8 protein-coding genes are annotated in these 4,042 nt (G+C 71.4%); 4 read left to right on the forward strand and 4 right to left on the reverse strand.

Annotated features, from left to right (window positions below):
- On the forward strand, positions 1 to 336 hold a 336-nt coding region (locus tag SACHA_RS26275; protein ID WP_039739395.1), incomplete at its 5' end, for a nitronate monooxygenase.
- A gap of 108 nt (positions 337 to 444) precedes the next feature.
- On the opposite strand, the gene SACHA_RS0116225 is transcribed toward SACHA_RS26275, so the two are convergent.
- The gene (locus SACHA_RS0116225; protein ID WP_019811423.1) at positions 445 to 1,410 is read right to left on the reverse strand and encodes a zinc-binding dehydrogenase; all 966 of its coding nucleotides are present in this window, start codon (positions 1,408 to 1,410) and stop codon (positions 445 to 447) included.
- A gap of 32 nt (positions 1,411 to 1,442) precedes the next feature.
- Between SACHA_RS0116225 and SACHA_RS0116230 the strand changes: the two genes are divergently transcribed.
- The 3 genes from SACHA_RS0116230 to SACHA_RS0116240 are packed head-to-tail and all read left to right on the forward strand — an operon-like array spanning position 1,443 to position 2,363.
- Positions 1,443 to 1,673, forward strand: a complete 231-nt coding sequence (locus SACHA_RS0116230) for a hypothetical protein (RefSeq protein WP_028663260.1) — start codon at positions 1,443 to 1,445, stop codon at positions 1,671 to 1,673.
- A complete protein-coding gene (locus SACHA_RS0116235; protein WP_019811427.1) occupies positions 1,651 to 1,989 on the forward strand; it encodes a hypothetical protein in 339 nt (112 codons plus the stop codon). The genes SACHA_RS0116230 and SACHA_RS0116235 overlap by 23 nt, the downstream gene beginning before the upstream one ends.
- A complete protein-coding gene (locus tag SACHA_RS0116240; RefSeq protein WP_019811429.1) occupies positions 1,989 to 2,363 on the forward strand; it encodes a barstar family protein in 375 nt (124 codons plus the stop codon). The genes SACHA_RS0116235 and SACHA_RS0116240 overlap by 1 nt, the downstream gene beginning before the upstream one ends.
- 40 nt (positions 2,364 to 2,403) lie before the next feature.
- Here SACHA_RS0116240 and SACHA_RS0116245 read toward each other — a convergent pair whose 3' ends face one another.
- From SACHA_RS0116245 to SACHA_RS0116255, 3 genes are read right to left on the reverse strand one after another with little or no spacing between them, the layout of a single operon-like run.
- Positions 2,404 to 3,186, reverse strand: a complete 783-nt coding sequence (locus tag SACHA_RS0116245; RefSeq protein WP_019811430.1) for an enoyl-CoA hydratase family protein — start codon at positions 3,184 to 3,186, stop codon at positions 2,404 to 2,406.
- A gap of 3 nt (positions 3,187 to 3,189) precedes the next feature.
- Positions 3,190 to 3,621 (reverse strand): hypothetical protein, encoded by a 432-nt coding sequence (locus tag SACHA_RS0116250; protein WP_019811432.1) that lies wholly within the window; start codon positions 3,619 to 3,621, stop codon positions 3,190 to 3,192.
- The gene (locus SACHA_RS0116255; protein ID WP_028663261.1) at positions 3,618 to 3,878 is read right to left on the reverse strand and encodes a hypothetical protein; all 261 of its coding nucleotides are present in this window, start codon (positions 3,876 to 3,878) and stop codon (positions 3,618 to 3,620) included. Before SACHA_RS0116255 ends, SACHA_RS0116250 begins: the two co-directional genes overlap by 4 nt.
- Positions 3,879 to 4,042: the final 164 nt, after the last annotated feature.

Raw genomic sequence — 4,042 nt, forward strand, 5'->3', positions numbered from 1 at the left:
GAGGCGGGGACGCACCCGACACAGCGGCGGGTGCTGGCCGAGGGCACCCGCCCGACGGCGGTCACCCGCGCGTTCAGCGGAAGACCCGCCCGGGGACTGGTCAACCGTTTCCTGCGGGAGCACACCGACCAGGCGCCCGCCGCCTACCCGCAGCTGCACCGGCTCAGCAAGCCGATCAGGGCCGCCGCGGGCCGGGTCGACGACCCGGAGGCGATGTCCCTGTGGGCGGGCCAGACGTACGCCCAGGCCCCGCACGGCCCCGCCGAACACATCGTCACCACCCTCTGGCACCAGGCCCGCGACGCCGCCACGCGGACGGCCCACCGCCTCACCTGACAGCGGGGTTTGCCGTGAAGGGCACATTCCCTGCGTGAAGCGCCGTGAGGGGCACATTCGCTGCGTCACATGCAGGAAATGTGCCCCTCACGGCAACACCCTGCGTGCTCAGCGGGTGAAGACGATCTTGCCGGCGGTGTTGCCCTCCAGCATGTCGGTGACGCCGCGTTCGGCGTCGGACAGGGGGAGGTCGGCGCCGATCTGCGGGCGGATGCCGGCGAGGTCGACGTAGGAGAGCAGGTCGGCCAGCTCCTCGCGGGTGCCCATCGTGGAGCCCGCCACCCGCAGTTGCAGGAAGAACACCCGCTGCAGGTCGGCGCTCGGGTCGGGGCCGCTGGTGGAGCCGGACACGACCACGATCCCGCCGGGCTTGAGCGACTTCAACGAGTGCGCCCAGGTGGCCTTGCCCACGGTCTCGAACACGGCGTCGACCCGTTCGGGCAGCCGCGCCCCGGGCTCGAACGTCCGGTGGGCGCCCAGCTCCTCGGCCAGGGCCCGCTTCTCCCCGGTGCGCCCGGTGACCCACACGCGGTGGCCCGCGGCCCGGCCGAGCTGCACCAGTGCGGTGGACACACCGCCGGACGCGCCCTGCACGAGCATGGTCTGTCCCGGCCGCAGGCCGGACTTGGTGAACAGCATCCGGTAGGCGGTCAGCCAGGCGGTGCCCATCGTGGCCGCCTCGGTGAACGACAGCCCCGCAGGCTTGGGCAGCACGTTGCGCTCGGGCACCACGACCGACTCGGCGAAGGTACCCTGCAGTTTCTCGGTGAGCAGCGTCCGTTTCGGGTCGAGCGTGTCATCCCCGCGCCAGGACGGGTCGTTCACCACCGGGTGCAGCACCACCTCGGTGCCGTCGTCGAGCACCCCCGCCCCGTCGCAGCCGAGGATCATGGGGAACTGCTCCGGCTTGATCCCCACCCCGCGCAGGGTCCAGACGTCGTGCATGTTCAGGCTGGCTGCCCGGACCGAGACCCGCACGTAGCCCTCGGGCACCTCCGGGTCGGGGCGCTCGCCCACCGTGAGCGAGGCGAGCGGGTCGTCGGCGTTCGGTTCTTTGGCGTAGACGGCGAACATGCGCTCAACCTACCTGGCGTAGGCTCGGTACCGTGTTCGACGGAGTGGCCCGCTGGTGGAACGGGCTCGAACTGTGGCTGGCGCAACAATGGTTCCCGGTGCAGTTCGTGCTGGTGACCGCCGTCCTCCTGCCGCTGTGCGCGGCGCTGGCCTGGGCGCTGCACCACGTCGTCGACGGCGTCCTCGACAGGGTGGTCCGGATCGTGGGCCGGGGTCGCGGGGCGCGGCGGCCGGGGGAGGATGACCGCGGTGCTGTCCCGTAGGCGTATCAGCGCCGCCCTGATCGCCCTGCTGCTCGTCGTCCTGGGTGCCTGGCTGGTGCGGGAGGTGTTCGGGGTTGGCGAGGCCGACTCCCGCCCGGGTAGCCTGCCGGGCGCGGTTTCGCACACGCCGACCGTGCCGGTGTCCGTGACGGTGCCGGGCGCGCACCCCGGGTGGCGGCCGGGGTACGTGACCGGTGAACCGTGGTGGGCACCCCGGCCGGTCCTCGGTACAAGGGAGATGCTGTTGCCACATTCGCCATCCGGCTTCTGCGTGCGTGACGACCGGTACGAACCCTTCGTCGCGGCGGACACGTGATGACGACGGTGATGCCGCTGCCCGATTCGCGGACGGTCGTCGACGAGGCACGGGCCCGCGGGGCCTACCCGCACGTCATCGACGGCGCGCCGCACGGGGACCGCACGGGCATGCTCGACGCGATCGCCGCGGCCCTGTCCTTCCCCGACCACTACGGGCGTTCGCTCGACACGTTCTACGACGGGCTCACGGACCTGTCCTGGCTGCCGTCCGGGGAGCACGTCCTCATCTGGACCGCGGCCGAGCGGCTGAAACGGGCCGACCCGAAGTCCTACCTGGCGGTGCACGGGGTGCTCTCCGACGCGCAGCGCGCGTTGACCCCGCGGGGCGGGCGCCGGGAGGGCCGCATCCTGACCGTGGTGCTGGCGGACTGACCCGACCGGAGGGCGCCCGTCCCGCGGGGGCGGGCGCCGCTCACCCGTCCGCGCCCTCGGGGATCCATGTCGGGGTGCGCTTCTCCGCGAACGCGGCGATCCCCTCCTGCCCCTCGGCGGAGGCGAAGAACCGCGCGGACAGACCCTGCATGGCCTCGAACCTCTCCGGCATGGTGCGCGCGGTCTCGCCCTGGAGGAGTTCCTTCGTGGCGGCCAGCGCCGTCGGCGCGCCCCGCACCAGCGAGTCGACGTAGCGCCGCACGGTGGTGTCCAGCTCGTCGGCGGGAACGGCGGCGTTGAGCAGGCCGATCCCGGCGGCCCGGCGTGCGTCGAACGTGTCGCCGGTCAGCAGCAGTTCGTGTGCCGCGCGGGCGTCGAGGCGGGGCAGCACCGGCACGGAGATCACGGCGGGGACGACCCCGATGCGGACCTCGGTGAAGGCGAACGTGGCGGTGTCCACCGCGACGGCGATGTCCGCGGCGGCGACCAGGCCGATCCCGCCCGCCCGCGCGGGTCCGGCGAGCCGGGCCACCACCGGTTTCGGACTGGTCCAGAGGCGCTGCAGGATGTCCGGGAAGTCGTTGACGCCCTGTTGCCCCTCTCCGGCCCCCTTGGCCTCCTTGAGGTCCATGCCGGCGCAGAACACCGGGCCGGTGTGGTCGAGCACGACCACCCGGACGGCCTCGTCCTCGACCGCCCGCGCCAGCCCGTCGCTCAGTTCGCCGCGCAGCTGCGCGGACAGGGCGTTGCGGTTGTGCGGGGAGTCCAGGGTGAGCGTCGCGACACCGTCGGCGACGGCGTAGTGCACCAGTTCGTCAGCCATGCGTCACACTGTGGCACAGGGCTCACCCGCACGATCCGCGGCGGCTCGGGCGGACAGCTGTTGGACGCGTTGATGGGACAGGCCGAGTATCTCGGCGATTTCCCGCAGGCTCAGTCCCGCGTCGTGCAGCCGTGTAATCGCGCTCGTCCGTGCTTCGTCCCGCTTCCGGACCGCGTCCCTGGCGTTGCGCTCCCGTTCCCGCAAGGTCGTGATCAATCCACTGAAGTCGTGCCCTGCATGCTCGTAGTGCCACGTGATCTCGAACTCGTACGGGTCCACCTCCCGCAGTGTGGCGATGAGGTCCCGTACCTCGGTCTCCAGATCCGTGATGCGCTTTACGTCGGTGACGCCGGCAGGCAGGTCCCGGACCACGGCGACCCACAAACCTTCCTCGCGCGTGACGCTGACGTGGTAGGTGGGAGCGCTCTCGCTCATTGCTCCTCCAACCAGTGCTCACCGAGCAGGTGGGCGAGTGAGTCCTCGATGCTCCGCATCACTGTCCAGGACAGTTCCCTCGCATGCCCGGTGAGTGCGAATCGTGCCACTTCGTCCCCGTGTTCGTCACGTACCACGTACAGCAGGTGAGAACCCTTACCTCGGCCATTGACCTGCTCGACGACGTAGCCGAGTTTCCGCGCCCTCCGTCTGGTAATGGCGAGCAGCTTCGCCGGCTTCAGTCGCTTCGTCACCACGATGCTAAGCCTACAAGGCTAGACAGGCAAGCGTCTAATCGACTGGACGGATCGTGCGGTGGGTCGTCGTCACGCGGGGCGGGGGATGCCGGGCGTCGCGGGCCGGGCCGCGGCCGTGTAGCGGCGCAGGACCAGGTCCGCGAGGTGCGGGTGCGGGCCGAGCG

The sequence above is a fragment of the Saccharomonospora halophila 8 genome, assembly GCF_000383775.1.
Taxonomy (GTDB): domain Bacteria; phylum Actinomycetota; class Actinomycetes; order Mycobacteriales; family Pseudonocardiaceae; genus Saccharomonospora; species Saccharomonospora halophila.

What these genes read in the sequence shown, in the direction of transcription:
- SACHA_RS0116225 (WP_019811423.1), bottom strand. Translation starts at nt 1,410, where the DNA reads ATGTTCGCCGTCTACGCCAAAGAACCGAACGCCGACGACCCGCTCGCC.
- SACHA_RS0116235 (WP_019811427.1), top strand. Translation starts at nt 1,651, where the DNA reads ATGACCGCGGTGCTGTCCCGTAGGCGTATCAGCGCCGCCCTGATCGCC.
- SACHA_RS0116240 (WP_019811429.1), top strand. Translation starts at nt 1,989, where the DNA reads ATGACGACGGTGATGCCGCTGCCCGATTCGCGGACGGTCGTCGACGAG.
- SACHA_RS0116245 (WP_019811430.1), bottom strand. Translation starts at nt 3,186, where the DNA reads ATGGCTGACGAACTGGTGCACTACGCCGTCGCCGACGGTGTCGCGACG.
- SACHA_RS0116250 (WP_019811432.1), bottom strand. Translation starts at nt 3,621, where the DNA reads ATGAGCGAGAGCGCTCCCACCTACCACGTCAGCGTCACGCGCGAGGAA.